A 26,186-nucleotide genomic window follows, 5' to 3' on the forward strand; every position below is an offset into this window, starting at 1 on the left:
GTACACAACACACCAGAAGAAAGTAGAGGGATGGCCCAATGGAGACTGGTCGGCTACAGACCTTGCTCCGCGATTTCCGGTTTCATTGCAGCCGCGCGCCGAAACCGTATCGATGGGACGCATAACTCTAACACGCCAAGCATCGCTATGGCACGAAACGAGGCAAGCAAGGGTTTGGCGCGTCGGCTGGTCACTCTCCGCGGATAATCTCTCGAAGTTTCGCCAGTCGAGCCGACACGTCGCGTTCGTTTCCGTTGTTGGTTGGGCGGTAGTACTCGGTCCCCTGAAGGACATCGGGGAGGTACTGCTGCTTCACGACGCCGAACTCGGAATCGTGAGAATACTGGTACCCCTTGCCATGGCCGAGGCGTTTTGCTCCCGGATAGTGCGCATCGCGCAGCGGCTTGGGAACCCGCCCAATCTTTCCCGCGCGAACATCGGCGATTGCGGCGTCCAAGGCAACATAAGCGGCGTTCGACTTGGGCGCTGTCGCGAGATACACAACGGCCTCCGCGAGAGGGATTCGGCCCTCCGGCATCCCGATCATCTGCACGGCATCGGCCGCAGCGACGGCGATGACGAGAGCTTGGGGGTCTGCGACGCCGACATCTTCAGCGGCACTGATGATGATCCGTCTGGCGATGAACCGCGGATCTTCACCCGCTTCGATCATTCTCGCCAAGTAGTGGATGGCAGCGTCGACGTCTGAACCACGCACCGATTTGATAAAAGCGCTGATGACGTCGTAGTGCTCATCGCCCTGACGGTCGTAGCGCAACAGCGCACGGTCAACGGCAGTGGCAACATGCTCTGCGGTAACTACGGGTGGACTCGAAGCGTTGTCTTCGTTGGCAGCCGATACCGCTGAAGCCTCTAGCGCCGTGAGGGCGCGTCTCGCGTCGCCAGATGACAGCCGTACAAGCAATGCGCGAGCGTCTGATTCAAGCACTACCGCATCGTTCAGTCCACGAGCGTCGGAAACCGCCCGATCGACCAACTCGCCTAGCTCATCATCGTCAAGTTGATTGAGCGTCAACAACAATGACCGTGAGAGGAGAGGAGAGATTACAGAGAACGACGGATTCTCGGTCGTTGCGGCAATCAAAATGATCCACCCGTTCTCGACCCCCGGCAGCAGAGCATCCTGCTGTGCCTTCGTGAACCGGTGAATCTCATCGAGAAACAACACGGTAGAGACGCCGTAGAGGTCGCGCGCGGTCAAGGCTTCTTCAATTGTCAGACGCACGTCCTTAACCCCGGCGGTCACGGCAGACAATTCAACGAACTTGCGTTGAGACCCTCGCGCGATTGCCTTCGCGATGGTTGTTTTGCCCGTGCCCGGAGGACCCCACAAAATAATGGATGCCGAGCCATGACTGCCGCCAGCATCCGATGCGAGACTCATGAGCGGCGAACCTCGCTGCAGCAGATGCTTCTGCCCAACGATCTCGTCAAGTGTCAGCGGACGCATGCGCACAGCAAGAGGCGTAGCCCCGCTGTGAAGACTTGCGGAAGCATCCATAGGTCAATCGTAATCGTCCGCACTGATGAAATGCGCAGCCCTTCGGCTCAGGGCTAGAACGCCGTGGCGTTTGGTCGAGATTCGCACGAGACCGTAAGGTTCAGTGTGGCGTTCCTACGACCGCGGCGAAATCCGCAATTCTTCAAGGAGTAATGGTGGCATCCAGCAAAAAGCATTCACGCGAGCAACGAGACGCTCGGGAACGCCTGCGCCACTACTCTGCCCGCAATGCGGTCCATGAGAACACTCTTGCACGCCGCAAGCGCGACAATGTTCTGGCCGTTGGCGTTGGGATCCTCGTAATCGCGCTTGTCTCGACCGCTCAAGTGTTCTATTTCAGTGCTGGACCAGGAACGCCGGAACCCGCGCCGTCCTTCACCCCCGAACCCACTGCGGCCGCCCAGGAGAACGTCGGCGACGTTCCAGATGTCTCAGTCTCCGAAGACCGCACGTGGACGGGTGAGCTTACTCTCAACGACGTGGCTCTCGGAATTGAACTCGACGGAGCCGCTGCACCTCAAGCTGTTGCCTCAATCATCGACTCGATCGCTACTGACTACTACGTCGGTACTACCTGCCACCGCATGGTGAAAACTGAGAACGCCGGGTTGATCCAGTGTGGATCGCTCGACGGCACCGGCGCCAGTGATCCCGACTACGCCTATGGGCCGGTGGAAAATGCAGGAGTTGGCGGCTTCTACCCCGCGGGCACTATCGCAATGGCGCGTACCGGAAACAATGCCTTCTCCAATGGGCGACAGTTCTTCATCGTCTTTGACGATGCGATAATTCCTGACGACACCGCCGGCGGCTACAGCATTGTCGGTACGGTCGTTTCTGGTCTCGATGCTTTGCAGTCCGAGATCACCTCTGGAGGCATTGTCGACAATGCCGAGGATGGGGCTCCGGTGATTGCCACAAGCATCACGGGCTTCACGATCCAGTAACAGCGTCAACGACCGTAAGCGTGGTTGTCCTAAGCTTGGGTTCACCCGGGCAGCGGCTTCCGGCATAACCAGCAAGGTGAAGTAATTGGCTACACAGGAGCAAAACGAGTGGGGACGCGTCGATGAGACGGGTACCGTCTTTGTACGCGAAGCAGAAAGCGAACGCGCTGTCGGTCAATACCCCGATGGAACACCGGAAGAAGCTTTGGCTTACTTCACCCGCAAGTATCACGAGCTTGCAGGTCAAGTGACGTTGCTCGAGCAGCGCGTGAAGAACGGTGCGCCCGCCGCAGACGTCTCGAAGGCGATTAGCGCCCTGAAGGAGTCAATCGCAACCGCAAACGCCGTTGGCGATCTCGCGGCGCTCAGCGCACGTGTCGAAGCCCTTGGTGGCTCGGTCTCAAAACTCACCGAGAAGCAGAGCGAAGAAGCCAAACTGGCTCTGGGCGAAGCTATCGCTGTGCGAACTGCCCTTGTTGTCGAAGCTGAGACGCTTGCTGCGGCAGATCCTGCCAAAGCACAGTGGAAGCAGGTCACGGCTCAGATCGACGACATCTTCGCGCGTTGGAAAGCCCACCAGGCCGATGGCCCCCGTCTTCCGAAGGCGGAAGCGAACGAGTTGTGGAAGCGTTTTCGAGCCGCCCGCAGCACGATCGACACCCATCGCCGCGCATTCTTCGCTGAACTCGACACGAGTCACAAACAAGCCCGCGCTGACAAACAGGCTCTTGTCGACGAAGCGGAAGCGTTGGTAGCTCAGGGTGCCGACGCCATCCCCAACTACCGTCGCCTCCTCGATCGTTGGAAGGCAGCCGGGCGCGCTGGCAAGAAGTTTGACGATGCACTCTGGGCAAAGTTTAAGCAGGCTGGCGACGTGCTCTACGCCGCAAAGTCCGAGGTGGATGCGCAAGACAACGTCGAGTTCACCGCAAATTGGGAGCTCAAGAAAGCGTTGCTCGCCGAGGCCGAGCCACTCTTGACCGCCACAGACCGCGCTCAAGCCAAGAAGTCGTTGTTGTCGATTCAGAAGCGCTGGGATGAAATTGGTAAGGTCCCTCGCGACAAGATCAAAGTCGCCGAGGAACGCCTGCGCAAAATCGAAACGGCCGTGCGCAAGCTCGACGAGGATCACTGGAACAAGAGCAACCCCGAGCGCCAAGAGCGTTCCGAAGGATTCTTGGGTCAGCTCAACGACGCAATCGCGAAACTTGAAGCCGAACTTGCTGAAGCGAAGGCCACCGGCAATGCTAGGAAGATTGCGGATGCTCAGGACGCACTAGATGCTCGCAAGGCATGGCTCGGGGCACTGAAGTAGCAGACTCTCCACAGGCCATCTGTTTGTCCACCGAACCAGAGTGAACACACCGTCGGCGTGAGTGCCACTGCACGATAGAGGAATGACCTCGCGACTTCCTTCCGTGCTCAGCGCACTCGATCTGCCCCTTGTTGAGCTGCAGTGTGCCGTCCTCGATGGAGAGCTCTATGCCCTCGATCAATGCTTCTGCCCTATTGACGAATTTGAAACGACGCACTTGCGTGCACGGGCCCTCGGTGTGGTGCTCGATCCGCGAATAATTGCCGAGAGGTTGAGCGCAGCCTGGGTGTGGGGTGCGCTGGTGACTCCCCACGGCGGCATCAGCTCTGCGTTGCCATCGGCGCACGAACTAGGCCGCATGCGAGCCTGAATGCAACGCTGCGGGAAGTCGTGATCTCTCCAGAAGAGATTGATAGCGTGGCCGGCGTGAGCGTGACCTCACGACTCCGCACAGTAATTGACCTACTGAGATTTAGCGAGAGCTTCGGAAACCGCGAGATCCAAGCAATTGCAACATTGATGACCGAAGGCACGTTGGATTATTCCGAGTGCGCTAACTCAATGCTGGTCCGTCGCAATTTGCCCCAAAAACGGATCGCCCTTGAGCGACTCACGTTGGTGCGTGCGAGACATCCTCAGCCCGCCGCGAGCTAGCCGCTATTGACGCGATAAACGTCATAGACCGCGTCAACACGACGCACGGCATTGAGCACGCGATCGAGATGGGTTGTATCTCCCATTTCAAAAACAAATTTGCTGATAGCTAAACGGTCCGTTGACGTGTTGACGGTGGCAGAAAGAATGTTGACGTGTGTTTCGCTCAGCACCTTGGTGATGTCTGAAAGCAAGCCAGAACGATCGAGCGCCTCAACCTGAATCTGCACGAGAAAGAGACTCTTTGACGTTGGCGCCCATTCAACGTCGATCATGCGCTCGGGCTCGTCTAGGAGCGATTGAACATTCTTACAATCCGCCCGGTGAACGGAAACACCGGCGCCACGAGTGACAAATCCGACAACCTTGTCTCCCGGTACCGGGGTGCAACAGCGCGCCAGCTTCACCAGAATGTCTGGCGCTCCCCGCACGAGAATTCCGGAGTCAGAGTGCTTGAAGGGACGCAGCTTTCCCTGCGCGGGGAATGTGAGTTCCCCTTCGTCCTCTTCAGTACCTGAACTCAGCGACGCGACAAGCTTTTCAATTACCGACTGAGTGGAAACGTGCCCTTCACCCACTGCGGCATACAACGCAGATACGTCTTCGTAACGCATTGTCGACGCGAGGTCGGCGAAAGACTCGTGATTCATGAGCTTTTGCAGTGGCATATTCTGCTTACGCATTGCGCGCGCGATCGCGTCCTTGCCCTGCTCGATAGCTTCGTCGCGGCGTTCCCTCGTGAACCAGGCGCGAATCTTGTTTCGGGCTCGAGTGCTCTTGACGAAACTGAGCCAGTCCTGGCTAGGAGCAGCATCCGGACTCTTGGAGGTGAAGACCTCAACAGAGTCGCCACTGGTGAGTTCTGTCTCTAGGGGAACGAGCCGCCCATTGACCTTGGCACCCATAGTGCGGTGCCCGATTTCCGTGTGCACCGCGTAGGCAAAGTCGACGGGCGTCGCGCCAGCTGGTAGGCCGATCACTTTTCCCTGAGGAGTGAAGACGTATACCTCTTTGGCGCCGATCTCGAATCGCAGCGACTCAAGGAACTCACCGGGGTCTGACGTTTCGGCCTGCCAGTCCGTGATGTGCGCAAGCCACGCCATATCGCTATCAACGGGCCCAGATTCGACGATCTTGCCCGCACTACGGTCTTTGTATTTCCAGTGCGCAGCTACACCGAACTCGGCACGGTGGTGCATCTCGCTCGTTCGAATCTGGATCTCAACCGCGCGACCGTGCGGTCCGATGACCGTCGTGTGAAGAGACTGATAAAGATTGAACTTAGGCGTCGCAATGTAGTCCTTGAAACGACCAGGAATCGGATTCCATCTGGCGTGGATCGACCCAAGCACCGCATAACAATCGCGAACAGAGTTCACGAGAACACGAATGCCCACAAGGTCATAAATTTCATCGAACTCGCGACCTCGAACGATCATCTTCTGATAGATCGAGTAGTACTGTTTCGGACGGCCAGCGACAGTGCCCTTGATCCGCGATGTCTTGAGGTCGTCATTAACCGAGGCAATGACCTCTTTGACGAATTCGTCACGCATCGGGGTGCGCTTAGTTACCAGGCTCTCGATTTCGACGTAGATCTTAGGGTGGAGCACAGCGAACGACAGGTCTTCGAGTTCAATTTTTATCGCCTGAATACCCAGACGATGCGCGAGCGGTGCATAAATCTCAAGTGTCTCTTGTGCTTTTCGGGAAGCAGACTCGCGCGGCACAAAGCCCCACGTGCGAGCGTTATGGAGACGGTCGGCCAGCTTAATCACGAGGACTCGGATGTCTTTCGACATCGCGACGATCATCTTGCGCACCGTCTCGGCTTGCGCGCTGTCGCCGTACTTGACCTTGTCGAGCTTGGTCACACCATCGACCAACATCGCAATCTCATCGCCGAATTCAACCCTCAACTCATCAAGCGAGTAGTCAGTGTCTTCAACGGTGTCATGCAAGAGTGCAGCGGCGATCGTCTTCTCACCGATACCGAGATCAGCGAGAATCTGCGCCACCGCGACGGGATGAGTTATGTAGGGCTCACCGCTCTTACGCTTCTGACCGTCGTGCGCTCGGAAAGCTGCGGCATAGGCGCGCTCGATCAGTGCAAGGTTCGCTTTAGGGTGATGAGTCTTTACCGTTCGCAGTAAATTCTCTACGGCTCCAGCGGGCTGAGCGCGGGAGAAAATCCTCGGCAACAGCGCACGGAACGAGGCAGCTGACTGTGGTGATTCACTCATTCCGCTACCCCCTAGAACAATTCTAGAACGCGTAGCTGCATTGGCATACCGTTACCCCTATCGGGGCACTGCGCAGCCTGCGAACGTCGAGATCCACGTCCGCGCACGCTGGCTACTTGCGGTCCTTCTCTTCGGCGCGCGCTGCGGTCAACCGCTTCGTGCGACTGAGAATTGCAGGCTCATTCTCACGGAACTGCGCGTAGAGCGGAGCAGCGATGAAGATCGTGGAATAAGTACCAACAATGATTCCGATAAAGAGCGCAAGAGCAATATCGCGCAACGTGCCGGCACCGAGCACATAAGCGCCAATGAAGAGAATCGCACCGACAGGCAGAGCTGCAACGACTCCGGTGTTGATCGAGCGAACAAGAGTCTGGTTAACCGCAAGGTTGACAGATTCAGCGAACGTGCGTCGGGATTCGGCCCCGTCTTCCGAGGTGTTCTCTCGAATTTTGTCGAACACCACAACGGTGTCGTAAAGCGAGAAACCAAGGATCGTCAAGAACCCGATAACTGCGGAAGGAGTGATCTCGAATCCGAAGAGTCCATAGACGCCGGCAGTGATGACAATGTCGTGGAGCAACGCAATCATCGCTGCGAGCGACATCTTCCACGTGCGGAAATAGATCGCCATCATGATGGCCGCGAGAGCGACGAAGACGAGCAAAGCCCGCAGTGCAGAACTCGTGATGTCTGCGCCCCATGACGGGCCAACAAACGATGCGGCCACCTGGTCGCTGTCGACATTGAACGCGCCGGCCAAGGCATCGCGCACCTCGTCGGACTGGTCGGCTTCAAGCTGTTCCGTTTGCACACGCAAGGAGTCAGTTCCCACCACGGTGACCTTGGGATCAGCTTCTGCTACCACTCCCGATACGGTGTCAATCGCAAGGTTCTGAGCGTCGGCGTTGGTAGCAGGATCTGTTAGCGCTTCGACCGAGTCGATCTGGAATTGTGATCCACCAGTAAATTCAATGCCCAGTACGTAACCACCACGGAGCGCGGGGCCAGCAATGGACACCACAATCAAAACTATCGCGAGGGTGTACCACACCATCCGACGCCCGATGAAGTTAACCGATAGTTCACCGGTGTAGAGGTCGTTGCCGAACTTCGAGAAGCTAGCCATCAGGATGCCTTTCCATCTGAGCTGGAATCTTTGGCGGTTCCCGCCAACTCAGCAGCTTTTCGTTCAGCAATAGTTTGGCGGCGAGCAGCCTCGCGGCTTGCTCCCGCGGTCGCCTTCGTGGCTACCGGCGTTCTGAACTGAGCTCGACCGCGGTAGACCGCGCCCAGAGCTCGGGGATCAAGACCGCTAATGGGGTGTCCGCTCGCAAAGAACTTCGTTGTTGCGAGCAACTGAAGCATGGGATGCGTGAAGAGAACGACAACGAGCACGTCGATCACTGTGGTGAGTCCCAAGGTCAGCGCGAAACCGCGAACGTTTCCCACGGCAAGGACGAACAGAACTACGGCCGAAAGAAGGTTGACGGCCTTCGCAGCGAAGATAGTGCGCAGGGCACGCTTCCAACCGGCCTCGACCGCGCCGGTCAGAGATCGACCATCGCGAAGTTCGTCTCGAATGCGTTCGAAGTAGACGATGAACGAGTCCGCGGTAAATCCGATCGCCACAATCAGTCCGGCAACACCAGCCAACGAGAGTCGGTAGCCGTGCTGCCACGAAAGGTAGGCGATGACGAGATAGGTGAGCACTCCGGCGACTACAAGCGAAGCCACCGTAACGAGACCGAGAAGGCGGTATTGGAACAGCGAGTAGATGACGACCAGCAGGAGACCAATCAGACCAGCGATCAGCCCAGAATTAAGCTGAGTTGTACCTAGCGTCGCTGAGATGGAATCGTTGCTCTGTACTTCGAAACCAATGGGTAGCGCACCGAACTTCAACTGGTCAGCAAGAACTTTTGCGCTGTCCTGGTCGAACGAACCCGAAATCTGTGGGTTTCCGCCAGTAATGATGCCCTGAGTCGTCGGCGCCGAAATGACACGACCGTCGAGCACGATTCCGAATCGGTTGCGCGGATCAGTGTTGTCGAAGCCGAAGAGACGCGTAGTCATCGCTGCGACGTCTGTGGTGCCCTCGGCGTTGAACGTCGGGAAGACGCCCCACTGTCCGGTGCTGACGCCTTGCGAGCTGGAAATCAGTCCGCTGCTCGCGTCGGTGATCGTGCTGCCCTCTACCTCGACTGGGCCGAGAATGTACTTGAAGGCATCATCCGAATCACAAGTGATGAGCGGCTCAGCAGCGGGAGCAACGCTAAAGCTGTCGAGCGAAGCACAATCGAAGTTGGTGTATTCGTCGAAAAGAGATTCGGTAATCCAGTTGAGATCGCTTGCGTCGGTGGGTGTCGCGGTTGGCGTTGTGGCCAAGGTCGGCTCTGGGGTGCTCGTTGCCGACTCTCCGTCCGGCGTCTCCGCCGCATCGGTCGGTTCAGGAGTTGCTTCAGCAGCAGCAGTCGTCGCGACCTCGGTGTAGAGCACCGGGCGGAATTCGAGCTTTGCCGATGACTGGATCCGGTTGAGTGTTTCCTTATCAGGAGTACCCGGGATCGAGACAATGACGTTGCTCGCGCCTTGAGTCGTAACTTCAGCTTCAGCGACACCACTGGCGTCGACACGATCTCGAATAATCGAGACTGCTTGAGCCAGCTGCTCCTTGGAAACCGTCTGTCCGCTCTCGAGCTGAGGGGCGAGAACGATTTGCGTTCCCCCCTCAAGGTCAAGAGCGAGCTTCGGAGCCCAGGAGGCCGAACCGAAAATGGAGCCAGCACCGATCAATACGGAGAGCCCCACCGTGAGTGCGGTGAGCCAGACGATGGCTCGCCACGCGTTTTTCACAGGGGTAGTTCTTGCCACCTAATTGACTCAGCTTTCTTAACAGAGCAGTGCAGAAGCGCACGCCATTGGACAACCGTCCTCGGGAGGGACGACTCTCAACACTAGTGGGTTACTCGGACGCCTTTTTTGACTCAGCAGAGCTAGCCGGCTTCGTGTCTGACAACTCACCAAATTCTGGCTTCACGTCAGCGTCAACCTCAGCAGTGCCAGCTTCGCGTTCCGCAGCTTCGCGGTTGGCGATTTCCATAGCTTCTTCCACCGAACGAGGAGCGCCTTCGACAGCCTCTTCTTCGACAACGACCTTGGCCAGCGTCTGGCTGTGAACCTTGACGATTACGCCAGTGCTGATCTCGATCTCGGCAGAGTTGGCAACGGTGTCGTTGGTAACGAGCGTTCCAAAAAGCCCGAAGTTAGTCATAACTTCGACGCCAGGAACCATCTGCTCGCGCAGTTCTGCCATCTGAGCTTTGCGCTTGCGGCTGTTGCGGAACATAAAGAAGATGAGTACGCCAAGAATGGCGAGCATCGCAATAGAAAGAGGATCCATGAGGTACCTTTCGGTGGTCTGTGGGCCTGGCGCTCAAGCTGAGGCGCGTACTAAGCCAATAAAACTATAGTTCATCACTGAAGAGAGACGAATTTCGATCGTCGATGCCGAAGTGCTCCCACGCTGCGCGAGTCGCAACACGACCGCGCGGCGTGCGCGACAACAGCCCTATTCGCACCAGGAACGGCTCGACGACTGACTCGACCGTCTCTGCTTCTTCTCCGACGGAAACTGCAAGCGTGCTGAGTCCAACTGGTCCGCCATCAAAGCGGGTCAGTACGGTCTGCATCACCGCTCTGTCCAGACGATCAAGGCCGCGTTCATCGACGTCGTACAGCTCAAGGGCGGCACGCACCGCATCCCGAGAAGCCGGAATGTGATTGACGAGCGCGTAATCGCGCACACGCCGAAGCAATCGGTTCGCGATTCGAGGAGTGCCGCGACAACGACCAGCAATCTCCGCGATCGCATCGCGATCAATCTCGAGCTCAAGCATCACGGCAGCACGAACGAGTACCTGTTCAAGCTCGGGCTCGTCATAGAACTCAAGGTGTGCGGTAAACCCAAAACGATCTCGCAGCGGGTTCGGCAGCAATCCCGATCGCGTCGTGGCACCGACAAGCGTGAACGGCGCAATGTCTAAAGGAATGGATGTCGCGCCGGCGCCCTTGCCGACCATAATATCGATGCGAAAGTCTTCCATCGCGAGGTAGAGCATCTCTTCGGCCGAGCGTGCCATCCGGTGGATTTCGTCGATGAAGAGAACTTCGCCGGGAAGAAGCGACGACAATACCGCCGCAAGATCACCGGCGTGCTGGATCGCAGGACCGCTAGACATGCGCAATGGTCGGTTACTTTCGTGCGCAACAATCATCGCCAATGTTGTCTTGCCGAGGCCGGGTGGGCCCGCAAGCAAGATGTGGTCTGCCGTGCGGTTTTGCATCGCTGCTGCCTTCAGAAGAAGCTGCAGTTGGCCACGCACCTTCTGCTGACCGACAAACTCATGGAGGGATTTCGGTCGAAGCGCGCCCTCAAAGGCAAGCTCTGCATCCGACTCAACACCAGAGTTGGCGACGACATCATCGTTGTCAGGCATCACGAACCACCATTCGGGGTTTGCGAGCCGACGAGCAGAAGGGCGCGCCTCAAGACGGCCTGTGTATTGCCTTTATCGGCCTCTGCTGCCTCGCGGAAGGCAGCCTCAGCCGCGGGCCGGGCAAGCTTCTCAGACCACCCGAGCCCCTGCAACGCCATCGACACACTTTCGGATACCGGAGTGGAGACAACGGGCTGAGCGCCACGCTGGGGAGAACTAACGAAGAGTTTGCCTGCGAGATTGAGAACAATGAGTTTTGCCGTCTTCGGACCGATGCCCGATACCTTACGAAATGCAGCGTCGTTCTCTTCGGCCACGGCACGGGCTATCTCCTCTGGCGCGAGGGCAGCAAGCACGCCCATCGCACTTTTAGGGCCAACGCCCGTTACGCCGCGAAGCAGGGTGAACGCAGAAAGTTCGTCCGGAGTGCGAAACCCATAGAGCGCTAAATCATCTTCACGCACGATGAGCGCTGTATTGAGTTGAGTTTCGGATCCGACGCGCACCGATAGTGCGTGCTCGGGAGTGACACTCACCGAGAGGCCCACTCCCCCAACTTCGATGACGACCGTGGTTCCGGCCGCGGCAAGGACGGTGCCACGAAGGGAAGAAATCATGGCTTCACCCTACGAGCACCCGCCGACTTCTCTGCTGACCGCCACGCCTCCTGGGCCGGTGTCAGCTGTGATGAGCCGGATGACCCTGAGCGATCAGCCCCGCGACCTGACGGAGAAGCAGCGAAACCAGGGCCACTCTTCCACGCTCCACAAATTGCGAGAGCACAGGCATCCGCCGCATCCGCAGGTTTAGGAGCTTCAGCGAGGCCCAAAACACGCGCAACCATTGTGCCAACCTGCTTCTTTTCAGCGCCACCGTATCCCGTAATCGCAAGCTTCACTTCGGTGGGGGTGTGGAGGGTGACCGGTATGCCGTGGCGAGCGGCGACATACATTGCGACTCCGCTTGCTTGAGCCGTTCCCATCACTGTGCTCACGTTGTTTTGGGCAAAGACTCGTTCGAGCGCAAGCTGTTGAGGCGCGAATTCGGCGATCACCGCATCGATGCCGTCGCCAATTTCGCGGAGTCGCTCTTCTAACGCCATGCCCGGAGGGGTGCGCACCACGCCAACATGCACGAGCGTCGCGCGACGATCTGGTGCAACATCCACCACACCGATGCCGCATCGCGTGAGACCGGGATCAATCCCGATCACGCGGAGCGTCATCGACTAGTCCTCGTCGAGTTCGGCCTGCACCTCAGGCGTGATGTCGAAGTTCGAGTAAATATTCTGAACGTCGTCAGACTCTTCAAGAGCATCAATCAGTCGGAAAACCTTGCGCGCGGTGTCCGCATCAACTTCGACCTTGAGGTGGGGAACGAATTCTGCCTCTGAGGAGTCGTAGTCAATCCCTGCCGCCTGAAGGGCGTCCCGCGATTGAACGAGGTGCGCCGTGTCGGTAATTACCTCGAAGCCTTCGCCGTGGTTCTTGACCTCTTCAGCACCGGCATCGAGTACGGCAATGAGGATGTCGTCTTCGGTGACGCCCTCGGTCTTAGTGATCGAGATAACACCCTTGCGTTCGAAGTTGTAAGCGACGCTGCCAGGGTCAGCGAGCGAACCGCCGTTACGACTCATGATGGTGCGTACGTCTGCCGCAGCGCGGTTCTTGTTGTCGGTGAGACATTCGACCAGAAGAGCAACACCATTGGGGCCGTAGCCTTCGTACATGATGTTGAGATACTCAATGGCATCGCCAAGCTGGCCGGAGCCGCGCTTGACTGCACGATCGATGTTGTCGTTGGGCACCGATGTCTTCTTCGCCTTTTGAATAGCGTCAACAAGAGTCGGATTACCCGAGAGGTCAGCTCCGCCAATCTTGGCGGCGACCTCAATATTCTTGATCAGTTTCGCGAATGACTTCGCGCGGCGAGAATCAGTAATCGCCTTCTTGTGCTTGGTAGTTGCCCATTTGGAATGCCCTGACATAAACACCATTCTACCGGGCACGCAGACAGTTCGCCTGCGCGAATCCCCGCTCTAGTGCTCGACAAGCGCGCTGCGCACGCCGAGCGAGTGCAACTGGAGCTGTGCAAGACGCGCGACAATCACCGGATCCCCAGCCCGCCACAGCGCGGCGGCGTCTGGCGCCACCTCGGCAAGATCCCCCAGCTTGTGAGTAGATAACGCGCGAAGAGCAAGCAAATCTGCGCCACCTGGAGAACTCAAGAGGATTTTCGCTTCGGTTGCTCGGCGCGCGAATCGCAGTCGGGGCACCAGCCACAACAAAAGGATTAGCGCAATGGGAACAACCGCAATCACTATCCCAACGACGGTCGCAGTAGCAAGCACCGTGTCTTGTTGGCTCTGTCCGGCATTTTCCAACGCGACCCCGGCGTCGCTCGCTCCATCAAAGGGAACTCGGATGCCCGCCCCGATGAGGGGAACCGAACCCAGAGTGTCCCCCAGCTCGATCATCGTAGACCTGAAGCCGGCCCCCGCCTCCTGCATCTGAACACCGAGCTGCTGGAACGCAGCGATCAGTTGATACACCCATACTCCGAGCGCAATCCACCCAACGATGAAAACTAGCGCGAGGATGTCACCGGTCAGTTGGCGAGCCCGACGAGGAGCATGGTCTGCGTACAGTTTCATTCCCCCATGATGCAGGAACTAGCTGCGGCTCCGCACTCGCGCGACGAAATACTCGTGAAAACGTGTATCGCCCGTGATCTCTGGGTGAAAAGAGGTACCCATGAGCTGGCCGTGTTCGACAGCGACCACGCGACCGTCTTCGAGGGTAGCGAGAGCACGAACATCCGTCCCCAGAGAGACGACGACTGGAGCCCGAATGAAAACAGCGCGCACGGGTACTTCACCGAGCTCAGGCACGACAAGATCAGTCTCAAAAGAGTCAGTCTGCGAGCCGAACGCATTGCGCCTGACGACGATATCGAGACCGCCAAAGGACTGTTGACCTTCGATTGCATCAAGAACGGTGTCTGCGAGCATAATCAGCCCTGCGCAGGTTCCGTACACGGGCAGACCCGCCGCAATCGCGGACCGGATGGGTTCAGCAAGCCCATAGAGGCGGGACAGTTTGTCGATCACACTTGATTCGCCACCAGGAATGACAAGGCCGGCGATGTGCTCCAGCTGTTCAGGCGTCTTGACCGCTACTGCGGTTTCGCCCAGTTGCTGGAGCACATGCAGGTGCTCACGAAAATCGCCCTGGAGAGCGAGAACTCCAATAGGGAGTTGACCGACTGGTGAACTACCAGCCACGCTCAGAGAGACGGTGAGGAGCAGCGAGGTCAGAAACGTTAATGCCGACCATGGCTTCACCGAGTCCGCGCGATGCTGCCGCAATCACACTGGGGTCATCGAAGAACGTCGTTGCCTTGACGATCGCGGCGGCGCGCTGAGCCGGGTTTCCCGACTTGAAGATTCCTGAACCAACGAATACGCCATCGGCACCAAGCTGCATCATCAACGCAGCGTCGGCCGGAGTCGCAACTCCACCAGCGGTGAAAAGAACAACCGGGAGCTTGCCGGTTTCAGCGATCTCCCGAACGAGGTCGTAGGGAGCCTGAAGCTCCTTAGCTGCAACATAGAGTTCGTCAGCAGTCTTCGAACGAAGCTCGTTGATTTGGCCCTTGATGGTGCGGATGTGCTTGGTCGCCTCAGAGACGTCACCGGTTCCGGCTTCACCCTTCGAGCGGATCATCGCGGCACCCTCAGTGATGCGACGCAGCGCCTCACCCAGGTTGGTAGCACCACAAACGAAGGGAACATCGAAGTTCCACTTGTCGATGTGGTTCACGTAGTCAGCAGGGCTCAGTACTTCTGATTCGTCAATGTAGTCAACCTTGAGCGCCTGAAGAACCTGCGCCTCAACGAAGTGACCGATGCGGGCCTTCGCCATAACCGGGATCGACACAGCTTCGATGATTCCGTCGATGAGGTCGGGATCGCTCATGCGAGCCACTCCGCCTTGTGAACGGATGTCTGCGGGAACGCGCTCGAGAGCCATCACGGCTACTGCGCCGGCGTCTTCAGCGATCTTCGCTTGTTCTGCGTTGACGACGTCCATAATGACGCCGCCCTTGAGCATTTCAGCGAGTCCACGCTTAACGCGGCTCGTGCCCGACTGGTTTGATGAAGTGTTGTCGCTCATAGTGACCCAATTTTACCGTCGGATTGGCGGTGAAGGGCGTAGCCAATTCCTTCTCAGTGGTTCGTTGGCCACGCGTTAGCGAGCTCGTCACGCACTTCACCAAGTAGACGCGGAATCGCCTTTGTTCCCGCAACGATGGGAAAGAAGTTCGAGTCGGTGGCCCACCGAGGCACCACATGTTGATGAAGGTGGTTAGCGATGCCCGCTCCGGCCAACGCTCCCTGATTCATGCCGATATTGAATCCGTGCGATTTCGAGGTTTCGCGCAGCACTCGCATTGCTGTCTGAGTGAGTGAGGCGATCTCGGCAACTTCGTCATCCGTAGCTTCGTCATAGAGCGCGACGTGGCGGTACGGGCACACGAGCAAGTGCCCGCTGTTGTACGGAAAGAGGTTGAGCAGAACGTACGCGTGAGTTCCCCGCGCAACGATGAGAGCCTTTTCGTCATCCAGGGTTGGCGCAACGCAGAACGGACAATCATCCTTCTCTGGTTGGGTCTGGTCCATGATGTACGCAATGCGATGGGGCGTCCACAGCCGCTGGAACGCGTCAGGCACCGCAGCGAAGTCGTTACTAGACTCCCCCGCCGGAAGCTCGGAACCGTCGTAGTCGCGCACGAATTAAACCTGGGCTCGGGTCGCGATCGCGTCGGTAATACGCGCAACCGCGTCCGCAATCGGGATGCCGTTCTCCTGAGTTCCGTCACGGAAACGGAAGCTGACCGAGCCAGCAGCCTGATCTTGCTCTCCAGCAATGAGCTGGAACGGAACCTTCGACTTCGTGTGCGTGCGGATCTTCTTCTGCATGCGCTCACTGGATGCGTCGAGCTCGGCGCGAACACCGAGAGCTTTGAGCTGGTCGACAACACCGCCCAAGTACTCCTCGTAGGCTTCAGCGACAGGGATGCCGACAACCTGAACTGGCGAAAGCCAGACCGGGAATGCCCCAGCGTAGTGCTCGGTGAGAACGCCGAAGAAGCGCTCGATCGAGCCGAACAGCGCGCGGTGAATCATGACGGGACGCTGGCGTGAACCATCCGCAGCCGTGTACTCCAGATCGAAGCGTTCCGGAAGGTTGAAGTCGAGCTGCACGGTAGACATCTGCCACGTACGCCCGATGGCGTCGCGAGCCTGAACCGAAATCTTGGGGCCATAGAACGCGGCTCCGCCCGGGTCAGGAACAAGTTCAAGCCCCGACTCTTCGGCCACCTCGGCAAGGGTCTGCGTCGCTTCATCCCACACATCGTCGTCACCGACATACTTCTCAGGATCCTTCGTCGACAGTTCAAGGTAAAAGTCTGTGAGGCCATAATCCCGCAACAAAGAGAGCACGAAGTTGAGAGTGTTAGTGAGCTCAGCCTTCATCCCCTCCTTTGTTGTGAAAATGTGGGCGTCATCCATGGTGAGTCCACGCACGCGAGTCAGTCCGTGAATAACACCAGACTTCTCATTGCGGTACACCGTGCCGAATTCAAACAGGCGCATGGGAAGGTCGCGGTAGGAGCGGCCGCCTGACTTGTAAATCAGGATGTGCATCGGGCAGTTCATGGGCTTGAGGTAATAGTCGGCACCCTGGCGAGTTATTTCGCCTTCCTCATTGCGCGCCTCATCGAGGTGCATCGGTGGGAACATACCGTCTTTGTACCAGCCCAAGTGACCGGAAGTTTCGAACAGCGCCTCTTTAGTGATGTGAGGCGTGTTGACGAAGGAATAGCCCTCCTGCAAGTGGCGCGTTCGGGAGTAGTTCTCCATCTCGTGGCGGATGATTCCGCCCTTGGGGTGGAAGACAGCAAGGCCAGAACCGATTTCGTCAGGGAACGAAAAGAGATCTAGCTCAGCGCCGAGCTTGCGGTGATCGCGCTTCAATGCTTCCTCTTGACGCGCTTGGTATTCACGAAGCTCATCTTTGGTCGGCCAGGCCGTGCCATAGACGCGCTGCAGCTGCTTGTTCTTTTCCGAACCGCGCCAATATGCGGCAGCGGTACGCGTGAGTGACCACCCGTTGCCGATCATGCGAGTGTTGGGAAGGTGCGGTCCACGGCACAAATCTTTCCAGTAGACCTCGCCAGTCTTGCCATCGACGTTGTCGTAGATGGTGAGCTCGGCGCCGCCGACCTCGACCGACTCGTTATCTGCATCGGCGTCGCCCTCGGCAACAGCCCCCTTCAGGCCGATAAGTTCAAGCTTGTACGGCTCGTTAGCGAGCTCTTCCCGGGCTTCAGCCTCAGTCACGACACGACGCTGAAAGCGTTGCCCCTGACGGATGATGCGATCCATCGCCTTGGTGATCGCCTTGAGGTCCTCGGGCGTAAACGGCTCCTCGACATCGAAGTCGTAATAGAAACCATCCGTAACGGGCGGACCAATACCGAGTTTTGCCTCAGGGTTAATGGTCTGGATCGCTTGAGCTGCGACGTGCGCCGCCGAGTGACGAAGGATATTGAGCCCATCAGGCGAATCGATAGTGACAGCCTCGACCTCATCCGTGTCAGTTACCGTCGTGGCGAGGTCTTTCAGCTCACCGTCGACGCGCATGGCGACGACGTTGCGGTCGGTGTATAGGTCAAATCCAGTCTTAGTCACAGTGCAACTTTAGCGGCGATCAGGTCACTGCCGTGTCACGAGACAAACGAGCGTTCGGTTGCGCTTCTTAAACGAAAAAACCCGACCTGAGTCGGGTGTTTTCGAGTGAGCGATACTGGGATCGAACCAGCGACCTCTTCCGTGTCAGGGAAGCGCGCTACCGCTGCGCCAATCGCTCATGCTATTTAGTTGAAACACTAGATACCGAGGTGGAGACGGGATTTGAACCCGCGTATACGGCTTTGCAGGCCGCTGCCTCGCCTCTCGGCCACTCCACCGCACATGGAAAGTGCCAGCGAGGCTGACACTTCCCACTCGAGCGGATGACGAGATTCGAACTCGCGACCCTAACCTTGGCAAGGTTATGCGCTACCACTGCGCCACATCCGCACTTTGCAGCTATTCGGTTACCCGTTTTCGCGTGCTAGATGACTGTATACGAAGTCTGCGCTGAGAGCCAATTCGGTAGCGAGCGTGTCGCGAAGATATGCGAAGATTGGCCTGCGGGGCGATTGGCGCAGTTGGTAGCGCGCTTCCTTCACACGGAAGAGGTCATCGGTTCGAGTCCGGTATCGCCCACTATTTATGCACTGAATTGCAAGAGCGACACGTATTCGCCATCAGGCCGTGTGTGCAATCAGCCACGTTGAGGCCTTGCCCAATGCCAGTACCCTTGGGGAATGCGCGCCGCGAAGTCCCCCAGATCAACGCCACTTCGTCGATTCTTCGTCGGCGTCAGTTTCTTGTTTCGAGGCTTCCGCGAAGTGCTCACGGCGCCCCGCCAAATGTTTCTGGGGATGATTCCTGCAGCTATCGTCGGCGCTGTCGCAATCGCGGTATTAATTACCCTGATTGTCACCATTGACCCCATAGCGACCCTGATAACCCCTTTCGCTAACGACTGGGACGAACTCCCCCGAACCGCTGTGCGATTTGCCGCCGGGGTTGCGCTGCTCTTAGCGAGCATCCTCATCATCGTGAACACCTACACGACGGTGACGCTGATGGTCGGAGATTTCTTTTATCGTCAAATTTCTAGCCACGTAGATTTCCGTCATGGTGCGCCGCCCACGCCCGCGACGCAAGGGTTCTGGAAAGACGCACGACGCGGATTCGGCGAGGGCCTGCGACTGCTTTTCCCCACGATCGGTCTAGCCCTGCTCGTGCTCCTGCTCGGATTTATCCCCATCGTCGGCGCCATTATTGCTGCCACCGCCGGTGCCTTACTCGGCGGCTGGCTCCTAGTCGTCGAGCTCGCCAACATCCCCTTCGAGGCTCGAGATATGCACCTCACTGCACGGCGTCGCATCCTCAGAGCCTCACGGGCACAGTCGCTCGGATTGGGAACAGCGACCTATCTTGTCTTCTTGATTCCGTTCGGTGCTGTGTTCGCCATGCCCGCTGCCGTCGCCGGTGCCACGCTCCTCACGCGATCGCTACTTGACGAAGAGGTGCGAGTCGCGGGCGCGAACGCCTCTACCGACCTTGCTGAGCAACCACCAGCATCCTGACGAAATAACAAACGACCAGCTTGCCGTCGCGACGACGCTGAGGAGCTGTTCTTGGAAAATTCCCGTCTGGCCGGTGAATAGAAAACCTGACCCGGTCGCGAGTACGCCCAAGGAAACAACGCCAAGACTCCCACCCAATAAATGGGTGTTGACCAGAAAACGCAACTGGTTACCCAGCGGCGATCCGCGCCGCACGGTAAACACACACGCCACAGCACCCGCAATAAGCCCGGCCACTGCCGCAGAAACTGGAGTGAAAAGTGGTGCGCCGGCCGTTACCGCAATCAGGCCACTCACCACGCCGCCTGCGAGCGATCTGAGACTAATTACACCGTGGCCAATCAACTGAACTGCGATCCAACCAACCGCACCGGCGATAGCGCTCACTACACCATTGACGATAATGAGGCCCGCGACATCGTCGATGGCAAACTCTGCTCCAACTAGCCAACCAATCCACGACACAACCACGATGACCAGTGCGACGATCCCCAGCGGGACGGGGACAAACATCCGACGACCACGAATCAGCGACTTCCGTTCCACCACCAGGACGGCGAACATGCCGGCACCAACCGCAACGCTCATAACGAGCGCACCACCGTGATCAATCGGACTCAGCCCAAGAGGCGTGGTTGCTCCGAATGGCTCAAACGTGCGGATCGCCGTCGGCACAAACACACCAACGGCCCAAATAGATCCAAAAGTCATACTCCGAACAAACGATGCACCCGCACTTCGCGCGACGACGGTCACCAGGTAGCTACAGATTCCCCCAAGCAACGATAGCGAAGGCATCATGATGGGGCGCAATGTCGATGACATAAGAGGGCCAAGAGCCAGCCACGCAACGACACCGGGCAACGAGCACAGGAGAGACTCTGTCATCACGCGTGCCCAAGACGCTTCCGGAAGAATCCGGGCGTACAAAACGATCAGCGCCGACAACAACACTGCAAGCGCAATTACCCCAATGGTCGCCGCCGCGAATGCTTCCGCCACAGTGAACCTCCCCGTGACCAGTCTTATGCCTCAGCGGGCACATACACAATGACTTCGCCAAGAACCACCCTTGATGGGCGAATTGGGCCGGTCCACTGCATACCGCGACTAGACGTGGTTGGCAGTCAGCGCAATAAGTCGGGATACGGCACGCAAATACTTCTTGCTATAGCCGCCAGCGAGCATGTCGTCGGGGAAAACACCGTCGAGTGGCGTCCCCTCAGCGAAAATACGAACCTGCGCGTCATACAGTCGATCTACAAACGCAACAAATCGCAGCGCATCCGTCTGGTTAGAAAATGGATGCACGTCCGTCAAGCCAATCGCGTCGATCCCCTCAATCAGTTTCACGTAGCGCGAGGGGTGAACTCCCGATAGATGTTTCAGCACTTCATCGAACGAGTCCAAAGTCACTGTCCCGGCTATCTGAGAAACCGCCGCAGCCGCATCCTCGACTGTGAGCGCGTGCGCCCCGGTGTCTCGGCGCCGATAGTCAACTCCATCAATTCGAATGGTTTCGAACTTGGCTGAAAGGGAGTCAATTTCTCGCAAGAAGTCCTGAGCGGCAAACCGTCCTTCGCCGAGCGCGTTCGGCGGAGTATTCGAGGTTGCCGCAATCTTGGTGCCCGAGCCGACGAGGTCAGACAGCAGTCGCGAAATTAACCGAGTGTCTCCGGGATCGTCAAGCTCAAATTCGTCGATGCACACCAGCGAAGCACCCTTGAGAAGCTCAACAGCTTGGGCATAGCCCACGGCACCGACGAGAGCTGTGTACTCAATGAACGTGCCGAAATACTTGCGGCCAGGAATGTGATGCCACAAAGCCGCAAGCAAGTGGGTCTTACCAACCCCAAACCCGCCGTCCAAATAAACTCCAGGTTTAGCTACCGGCGTTTTTTTGCGAGAAAACAGTCCTCCGCCGGGTTTCGTCGGGGCAGAAAAGTGGCGCATCGCGGCAACGGCGGCGCCCTGAGAGGGGTAGTCGCGGTCAGGTCGATAGGAATCTAAGGTCGCCCCGGTGAACTGACGCGGTGGCACCAGTTCGGCGAGCATCTGCGCTCCGGTCAACGACGGGATACGATCGACTAGACGCTCAGGAGTCGTAGGCGCAGTAGCGCTCATTCTCAGCCTCGGTTATGTTTCGCAGTCTTACGGCAACGCGGTGTAATCAGCGGCGAATGCGTAATTTTCTTGGGCAAGGGACTAATCAAGCTTAGTTTGAAGCCCGCGCCAGTTTTTCCATCCACTATCGGAGGTAGCTATGACTATCGAACGCGACCCGGCCCCCCAATTCGTTGAGTTCTCGAACCCTGAACGATTGGTTTCGGCGGACTGGCTTGAAGAACGTCTCGAAACTCCTGGCTTAGTAGTTGTCGAATCTGATGAAGACGTTTTGCTTTACGAAACTGGCCACATCCGCGGCGCCGTAAAAATCGACTGGCACACTGATCTCAATGATCCCGTAACCCGCGACTACATCGACGGTGAGGGATTCGCCGAGCTCATGTCTCGTAGCGGAATTTCCCGAGACACTACCGTCGTCATCTACGGCGACAAGACAAACTGGTGGGCGGCCTACGCACTATGGGTCTTCACTCTTTTCGGGCACGATGATGTCCGCTTGCTCGATGGTGGGCGCGCAAAGTGGGAAGCTGATGGCCGCGAATACACTCTCGAGGTACCGACTCCCCAAGCCACCGAGTACCCGATCGTCGAGCGCAACGACTCCACAATTCGCGCGTTCCGTGACGACGTACTCACCCACTTGGGCAACCCGCTCATTGATGTCCGTTCCCCTGAGGAGTACAGCGGAGAGCGCACCACAGCGCCTGCCTACCCTGAAGAGGGTGCGCTCCGTGCCGGTCACATTCCCAGCGCTCAGAGTGTGCCATGGTCCAAGGCTGTCGCGGATGACGGAACTTTCCGTCCGCTCAGCGAGCTGAACGCGATCTACCGTGACGGTGCCGGGCTGAAAGATGGCGACGATATTGTTGCGTACTGCCGTATCGGTGAGCGCTCGAGCCACACATGGTTCGTGCTCAACTACCTGATGGGCTTCGATAACGTTCGCAACTACGACGGGTCTTGGACTGAATGGGGATCTTTGGTCGCAGTGCCGATCGTCATCGGCACTGAGCCCGGCGAGGTTCCTTCCCGTTAGACTTAAGTGATGAGTGAGCAGCAGATCCCGACCCAGTTGGCTGAAATCCGCGACGATTTTTTGGACCTCCAGCTGCGGGATCGGCTGCAACTTCTCCTTGAGTTCTCGAATGAGCTGCCGGAACTCCCGGAGCGCTACCGCGATCACCCCGATCTTTTTGAACGGGTAGAGGAGTGCCAGTCCCCGGTCTTCATTTTCATTGAGGTCGAAAACGACACGGTGCACATGTTCGCGACCGCGCCTCCCGAAGCTCCGACCACACGCGGGTTTGCTTCGATTTTGGCACAGGGCCTTTCTGGCCTCAGCACCCAGGAAGTCCTGGAGTTGTCGGACGACTTCCCTCAGTCACTTGGCCTGGCCAAGGCAGTCAGTCCACTCCGCCTTCGCGGCATGACTGGAATGCTGGCACGAGCTAAGCGTCAGATTCGCCTCAAGAGCATTTCCTAGTCGAGACCTTCTCGGGCGTCGTCTTCGCCCACGTGAATTCTCAACCATGACCGAATAGCCGAAAGCCACCGTTCGCTGTCGTAGTTCCACAGCCTCGTGTGACCGGCAGTGTCAAATTCTTCGAAGGTGACGATGTCCGGGCGAAGCACCGCAAGCGCACGTGACGGTTCAACGGGAACATAAGCGTCAGCTGTGCTGTGCATCAGCAGGATGGGACGATCGAGTTCGGTCGCGCGGCCGACGAAATTCATCGCGGCAAAATCGAGCGGGTTCTCGGTGCCTACGAGCAGCTGCGCTTGTTCGCCCGCGAGAATTTCTTGCGCCGCGCGCTGAATCGGAGTGGGGATTCGGTTAATTGTGCCGTGAAGCTCGAGGATGGGACCCCAGGCGATTACGGGAGAATCCAAGATGAGGCCAACGATTACTTCCCGACTCTTGGAGCGCATCAGTGTCTGCAAGACTGTCGCACCTCCCATTGACCATCCCATCAGAACGATTCGCTCTGCACCTGCCTCGAGCGCATAACTGATAGCAGCGTCGACGTCGCGATACTCCGTAGAACCCAACCCGTAGCGCCTGTCGGGTGAATCTGGTGCTTCAGTATCATTGCGGTATGACACGGCAAGTGATGTGATTCCGGCGTCATAAAACTCGGGCAGAGCGCGCAGAGTCTCTTGGCGTCGGACTCCCCGACCGTGTACATGAATTGCCCACGTCGAACTCGCCGCCGCTGCTGGGACCAACCACGCCGGTGCCGCGCCCAGCTCCGTTTCAATGTGTACTTCGGAAAATTCGAGCCCAAGTTCTGCGGGACTGAGATAGAACCAGCCACTCGTTCGCGCGTTGTCCCCGGCGTGCGGAATCCCTCGTTGAACCGAGATCAACTCTCGTGCGACCCATCGTGAACTCTCCGAAACGACAGCACCGATGCGGGCGTGACCTGCCTCGTCGGCAAACCACAAGCTAAAGCGGCCTGGCGCGCGACTCTCCAGAGCGGCTGAAAGCACAATCGTCGATTCGCCGACCGCAAGAATCTGCAGTCCACTGTCTGCTCGCCCTGGTGGGGTCACGAGCCGCCGAGCAAAAACTACGGAAAGAACCGCGCTAGCGACCAAACCGACGATTCCGACTGCTGTGACACCGATAGCAATTCCGCTGACGATGCCGACGACCATGCGCCCCGGTTGTGGTGCTCGCATCCGCAAACCTCCGTCTGCACCCGCACTGGCGCGGCGTGCCTCACTAGCGATCGTTCCTCTAAAGCCTAATCTTCAGTCGTGCCCGATTCACCAGCTGGACCAACACCACCCGCAGTCTTCACTGCCGCGGTCGAGTCGCTTCGTGGCGCATCTTTGCGCTCGGAGCTCGCAGTAACCGAAATCACTGCTCCGTCTCAGATCGCACCATGGTCATTCGCTCTGGCCGCCGACGTCACTCCGTCACGTCACGGTGAAGACTCAGATCTTGGCACTGGCCGTTTTGTTCTTTTATACGATCCCGAAGTTCCGGACGCTTGGGACAGCGAGTTTCGCATAATTTGCTTCGCACAGGCACCGTTAGAACCGGAGATCGGCGTTGATCCGTTCCTGAGCGAGGTCACCTGGTCGTGGCTCGTTGATGCTCTTGACGGTCGCGGTGCTACCTACGATCAAGTGTCCGGAACTGCGACCCGAATTTTGTCGACAGGGTTTGGCGAACTTGAGTCGCAGCCTGACGGTGCTCAGATCGAATTACGTGCCTCGTGGAGCCCCAAAGATCTCAGCATGGCCGCGCATGTGGAAGGCTGGAGTGAATTGGTCTGCATGTTAGCTGGCCTACCACCAGCCATTGAAGGAGTCACCCTGTTGTCGGCCCGTAAAGTTGGACGTGAATAGCGCAACCGAAAGTGCAACCCCTGAGGGTGAGTCGCACGCAACCCAAGCCCCTCATGATCCCGTAAACGTCATAGACGATCGGGAAGAATACCTTGCCGCCGTTGCGGCTATTGCTGCGGGCCATGGTCCTATCGGAATTGATGCCGAACGTGCGAGCGGCTATCGCTACTCGCAGCGTGCGTACCTCATTCAAATCTTTCGTCGCGGAGCTGGCACCTTCTTATTTGATCCGCCAGCTATCGGCGACTTCGCCGAGCTCAATGACATCATCGCCGGTGAAGAGTGGATTCTGCACGCAGCGACACAAGACCTCACGTGTTTGCGCGAAGTTGGTCTCCACCCCACTCGACTATTTGACACAGAATTGGGCGCTCGTCTCGCGGGGCTCCCCCGTGTTGGACTCGGCACTGTCGTCGAACATCTCCTCGGCATTCACCTAGCGAAAGAGCATTCGTCGGCGGACTGGTCAACGCGGCCGCTTCCGCAGGCGTGGCTCGTCTATGCCGCTCTCGATGTTGAGTTGCTCGTAGATCTTCGCGAAGCTCTTGGTGAACTGCTCGACTCTGCAGACAAACACGACATCGCACAGCAGGAATTCGATTCTGTCTTAGTTCGGGATCTCAGCAATGTTCGCGCAGAACCTTGGCGCCGGCTCAGCGGGGTTCACTCACTTCGTGGCGGAAAAAATCTCGCCATTGCGCGTGAACTCTGGCTTGCTCGGGATGCCTACGCTCAAGAAGTAGACACGGCTCCCGGTCGACTTGTTCCTGATTCGGCGCTTCTCGCCGCCGCGCGCTTTCTGCCCGAGTCAAAGCGTCAGCTCTCTGCGATGAAAGAGTTCAGCGGGCGTGCTAGTCGTACTCAAATTGATCGTTGGTGGGACGCGATTCAAGCGGGAATCGCGTCGACGGACATTCCGGCTTCTCGTGTCGCTAGCGACGCACTTCCGCCGCCACGAGTGTGGTCAGACAAGAACCCCGCAGCCGATCTTCGGCTGAAGGCAGCACGAGCGATGATGACCGAGCGCTCGGAAGAATTGTCGATCCCGATCGAGAATTTGCTCACTCCTGACTACCTCCGACGTGTCGCTTGGACCCCACCGACCGAGATCACGCGCGAGAGCATTGCGGCAGTACTTCATGCCCTCGGCGCGCGCCAATGGCAAATTGACGTTTCTGCACAGTCAATCGCCCAAGCCTTTGTCGAAGCCCACCAAACGCCTGAGGAGTCCGACGACACCGAGTCGTAGGAACA

26 protein-coding genes and 4 tRNA genes are annotated in these 26,186 nt (G+C 57.9%); 10 read left to right on the forward strand and 20 right to left on the reverse strand.

From position 1 onward, the window contains the following. Positions 1-190: 190 nt before the first annotated feature. Positions 191-1,522: a replication-associated recombination protein A gene (locus AC1ENN_RS07535; protein ID WP_449646744.1), complete on the reverse strand. Its 1,332-nt coding sequence runs from the start codon at positions 1,520-1,522 to the stop codon at positions 191-193. A 152-nt stretch (positions 1,523-1,674) separates the two neighbouring features. Between AC1ENN_RS07535 and AC1ENN_RS07540 the strand changes: the two genes are divergently transcribed. From AC1ENN_RS07540 to AC1ENN_RS07555, 4 genes are all read left to right on the forward strand, one after another. Then, positions 1,675-2,469 carry a peptidylprolyl isomerase gene (locus AC1ENN_RS07540; protein WP_449646745.1) on the forward strand — a complete coding sequence of 265 codons (795 nt, stop codon included), beginning with the start codon at positions 1,675-1,677 and terminating at the stop codon, positions 2,467-2,469. A gap of 85 nt (positions 2,470-2,554) precedes the next feature. Then, on the forward strand, positions 2,555-3,784 hold the full coding sequence (locus AC1ENN_RS07545) for a DUF349 domain-containing protein (RefSeq protein ID WP_480390805.1): 1,230 nt from the start codon (positions 2,555-2,557) through the stop codon (positions 3,782-3,784). Positions 3,785-3,866: 82 nt separating this feature from the next. Beyond that, complete coding sequence (locus AC1ENN_RS07550) at positions 3,867-4,154, forward strand: hypothetical protein (RefSeq protein WP_480405759.1); 288 nt, start codon at positions 3,867-3,869, stop codon at positions 4,152-4,154. 20 nt (positions 4,155-4,174) lie between these two features. Next, positions 4,175-4,438, forward strand: a complete 264-nt coding sequence (locus tag AC1ENN_RS07555; RefSeq protein WP_480405760.1) for a hypothetical protein — start codon at positions 4,175-4,177, stop codon at positions 4,436-4,438. Here the strand turns inward: AC1ENN_RS07555 and AC1ENN_RS07560 are convergent. The 16 genes from AC1ENN_RS07560 to AC1ENN_RS07635 all read right to left on the reverse strand — a co-directional run bounded on the left by AC1ENN_RS07560 (position 4,435) and on the right by AC1ENN_RS07635 (position 18,327). Next, on the reverse strand, positions 4,435-6,681 hold the full coding sequence (locus tag AC1ENN_RS07560; RefSeq protein WP_480405761.1) for a RelA/SpoT family protein: 2,247 nt from the start codon (positions 6,679-6,681) through the stop codon (positions 4,435-4,437). The two genes, AC1ENN_RS07555 and AC1ENN_RS07560, sit on opposite strands and share 4 nt — an antisense overlap. A gap of 112 nt (positions 6,682-6,793) precedes the next feature. After that, positions 6,794-7,810 (reverse strand): protein translocase subunit SecF, encoded by a 1,017-nt coding sequence (secF, locus tag AC1ENN_RS07565; protein WP_449646749.1) that lies wholly within the window; start codon positions 7,808-7,810, stop codon positions 6,794-6,796. Then, entirely contained in the window at positions 7,810-9,555 is a 1,746-nt protein-coding gene (gene secD / locus AC1ENN_RS07570) for a protein translocase subunit SecD (RefSeq protein WP_480405762.1), read from the reverse strand. Before secD ends, secF begins: the two co-directional genes overlap by 1 nt. A gap of 91 nt (positions 9,556-9,646) precedes the next feature. Further along, positions 9,647-10,084: a preprotein translocase subunit YajC gene (locus AC1ENN_RS07575; protein WP_449646751.1), complete on the reverse strand. Its 438-nt coding sequence runs from the start codon at positions 10,082-10,084 to the stop codon at positions 9,647-9,649. A 64-nt stretch (positions 10,085-10,148) separates the two neighbouring features. Then, the gene (gene ruvB, locus AC1ENN_RS07580; RefSeq protein WP_449646752.1) at positions 10,149-11,180 is read right to left on the reverse strand and encodes a Holliday junction branch migration DNA helicase RuvB; all 1,032 of its coding nucleotides are present in this window, start codon (positions 11,178-11,180) and stop codon (positions 10,149-10,151) included. Continuing rightward, complete coding sequence (gene ruvA / locus AC1ENN_RS07585; protein WP_480390807.1) at positions 11,180-11,797, reverse strand: Holliday junction branch migration protein RuvA; 618 nt, start codon at positions 11,795-11,797, stop codon at positions 11,180-11,182. Before ruvA ends, ruvB begins: the two co-directional genes overlap by 1 nt. Continuing rightward, complete coding sequence (gene ruvC, locus AC1ENN_RS07590) at positions 11,794-12,405, reverse strand: crossover junction endodeoxyribonuclease RuvC (RefSeq protein WP_480390808.1); 612 nt, start codon at positions 12,403-12,405, stop codon at positions 11,794-11,796. The genes ruvA and ruvC overlap by 4 nt, the downstream gene beginning before the upstream one ends. Positions 12,406-12,408: 3 nt before the next feature. Continuing rightward, positions 12,409-13,167: a YebC/PmpR family DNA-binding transcriptional regulator gene (locus AC1ENN_RS07595; protein WP_449646755.1), complete on the reverse strand. Its 759-nt coding sequence runs from the start codon at positions 13,165-13,167 to the stop codon at positions 12,409-12,411. A gap of 51 nt (positions 13,168-13,218) precedes the next feature. Beyond that, the gene (locus AC1ENN_RS07600; RefSeq protein WP_449646756.1) at positions 13,219-13,833 is read right to left on the reverse strand and encodes a hypothetical protein; all 615 of its coding nucleotides are present in this window, start codon (positions 13,831-13,833) and stop codon (positions 13,219-13,221) included. An 18-nt stretch (positions 13,834-13,851) separates the two neighbouring features. After that, positions 13,852-14,463, reverse strand: a complete 612-nt coding sequence (pdxT, locus tag AC1ENN_RS07605; protein ID WP_449646757.1) for a pyridoxal 5'-phosphate synthase glutaminase subunit PdxT — start codon at positions 14,461-14,463, stop codon at positions 13,852-13,854. Next, positions 14,453-15,355: a pyridoxal 5'-phosphate synthase lyase subunit PdxS gene (pdxS, locus tag AC1ENN_RS07610; RefSeq protein WP_449646758.1), complete on the reverse strand. Its 903-nt coding sequence runs from the start codon at positions 15,353-15,355 to the stop codon at positions 14,453-14,455. The genes pdxT and pdxS overlap by 11 nt, the downstream gene beginning before the upstream one ends. 53 nt (positions 15,356-15,408) lie before the next feature. Further along, positions 15,409-15,972 (reverse strand): HIT family protein, encoded by a 564-nt coding sequence (locus tag AC1ENN_RS07615; protein WP_449646759.1) that lies wholly within the window; start codon positions 15,970-15,972, stop codon positions 15,409-15,411. 3 nt (positions 15,973-15,975) lie between these two features. Continuing rightward, a complete protein-coding gene (gene thrS / locus AC1ENN_RS07620) occupies positions 15,976-17,889 on the reverse strand; it encodes a threonine--tRNA ligase (RefSeq protein WP_480406938.1) in 1,914 nt (637 codons plus the stop codon). 154 nt (positions 17,890-18,043) lie between these two features. Beyond that, positions 18,044-18,115 (reverse strand) — tRNA-Val (locus AC1ENN_RS07625). 29 nt (positions 18,116-18,144) lie between these two features. Beyond that, positions 18,145-18,215 (reverse strand) — tRNA-Cys (locus AC1ENN_RS07630). A gap of 40 nt (positions 18,216-18,255) precedes the next feature. Then, positions 18,256-18,327 (reverse strand) — tRNA-Gly (locus tag AC1ENN_RS07635). A 116-nt stretch (positions 18,328-18,443) separates the two neighbouring features. On the opposite strand from AC1ENN_RS07635, the gene AC1ENN_RS07640 reads away from it, so the two are divergent. Together AC1ENN_RS07640 and AC1ENN_RS07645 are read left to right on the forward strand one after the other, a co-directional pair. Next, positions 18,444-18,516 (forward strand) — tRNA-Val (locus tag AC1ENN_RS07640). Positions 18,517-18,617: 101 nt separating this feature from the next. Beyond that, positions 18,618-19,448, forward strand: a complete 831-nt coding sequence (locus AC1ENN_RS07645; protein ID WP_449646760.1) for an EI24 domain-containing protein — start codon at positions 18,618-18,620, stop codon at positions 19,446-19,448. On the opposite strand, the gene AC1ENN_RS07650 is transcribed toward AC1ENN_RS07645, so the two are convergent. Both AC1ENN_RS07650 and zapE read right to left on the reverse strand, forming a co-directional pair. After that, on the reverse strand, positions 19,374-20,450 hold the full coding sequence (locus AC1ENN_RS07650) for an ammonium transporter (protein WP_480405763.1): 1,077 nt from the start codon (positions 20,448-20,450) through the stop codon (positions 19,374-19,376). The genes AC1ENN_RS07645 and AC1ENN_RS07650 overlap by 75 nt on opposite strands. Positions 20,451-20,558: 108 nt before the next feature. Next, positions 20,559-21,572 carry a cell division protein ZapE gene (gene zapE, locus AC1ENN_RS07655; protein WP_449646762.1) on the reverse strand — a complete coding sequence of 338 codons (1,014 nt, stop codon included), beginning with the start codon at positions 21,570-21,572 and terminating at the stop codon, positions 20,559-20,561. A 139-nt stretch (positions 21,573-21,711) separates the two neighbouring features. Between zapE and AC1ENN_RS07660 the strand changes: the two genes are divergently transcribed. Further along, a complete protein-coding gene (locus AC1ENN_RS07660) occupies positions 21,712-22,611 on the forward strand; it encodes a sulfurtransferase (protein WP_449646763.1) in 900 nt (299 codons plus the stop codon). A 9-nt stretch (positions 22,612-22,620) separates the two neighbouring features. Next, entirely contained in the window at positions 22,621-23,058 is a 438-nt protein-coding gene (locus AC1ENN_RS07665) for a SufE family protein (protein WP_449646764.1), read from the forward strand. On the opposite strand, the gene AC1ENN_RS07670 is transcribed toward AC1ENN_RS07665, so the two are convergent. Then, positions 23,055-24,257, reverse strand: coding sequence for an alpha/beta hydrolase family protein (locus AC1ENN_RS07670; RefSeq protein WP_449646765.1), 1,203 nt, complete (start codon positions 24,255-24,257; stop codon positions 23,055-23,057). The genes AC1ENN_RS07665 and AC1ENN_RS07670 overlap by 4 nt on opposite strands. 78 nt (positions 24,258-24,335) lie before the next feature. Here AC1ENN_RS07670 and AC1ENN_RS07675 point away from each other — a divergent pair, with 78 nt between their 5' ends. Together AC1ENN_RS07675 and AC1ENN_RS07680 are read left to right on the forward strand one after the other, a co-directional pair. Further along, on the forward strand, positions 24,336-24,932 hold the full coding sequence (locus AC1ENN_RS07675; RefSeq protein ID WP_449646766.1) for a DUF3000 domain-containing protein: 597 nt from the start codon (positions 24,336-24,338) through the stop codon (positions 24,930-24,932). Beyond that, positions 24,925-26,181, forward strand: coding sequence for an HRDC domain-containing protein (locus tag AC1ENN_RS07680; RefSeq protein ID WP_480390809.1), 1,257 nt, complete (start codon positions 24,925-24,927; stop codon positions 26,179-26,181). Before AC1ENN_RS07675 ends, AC1ENN_RS07680 begins: the two co-directional genes overlap by 8 nt. Positions 26,182-26,186: the final 5 nt, after the last annotated feature.

This window comes from Rhodoglobus sp. G.S.23, from assembly GCF_056675935.1.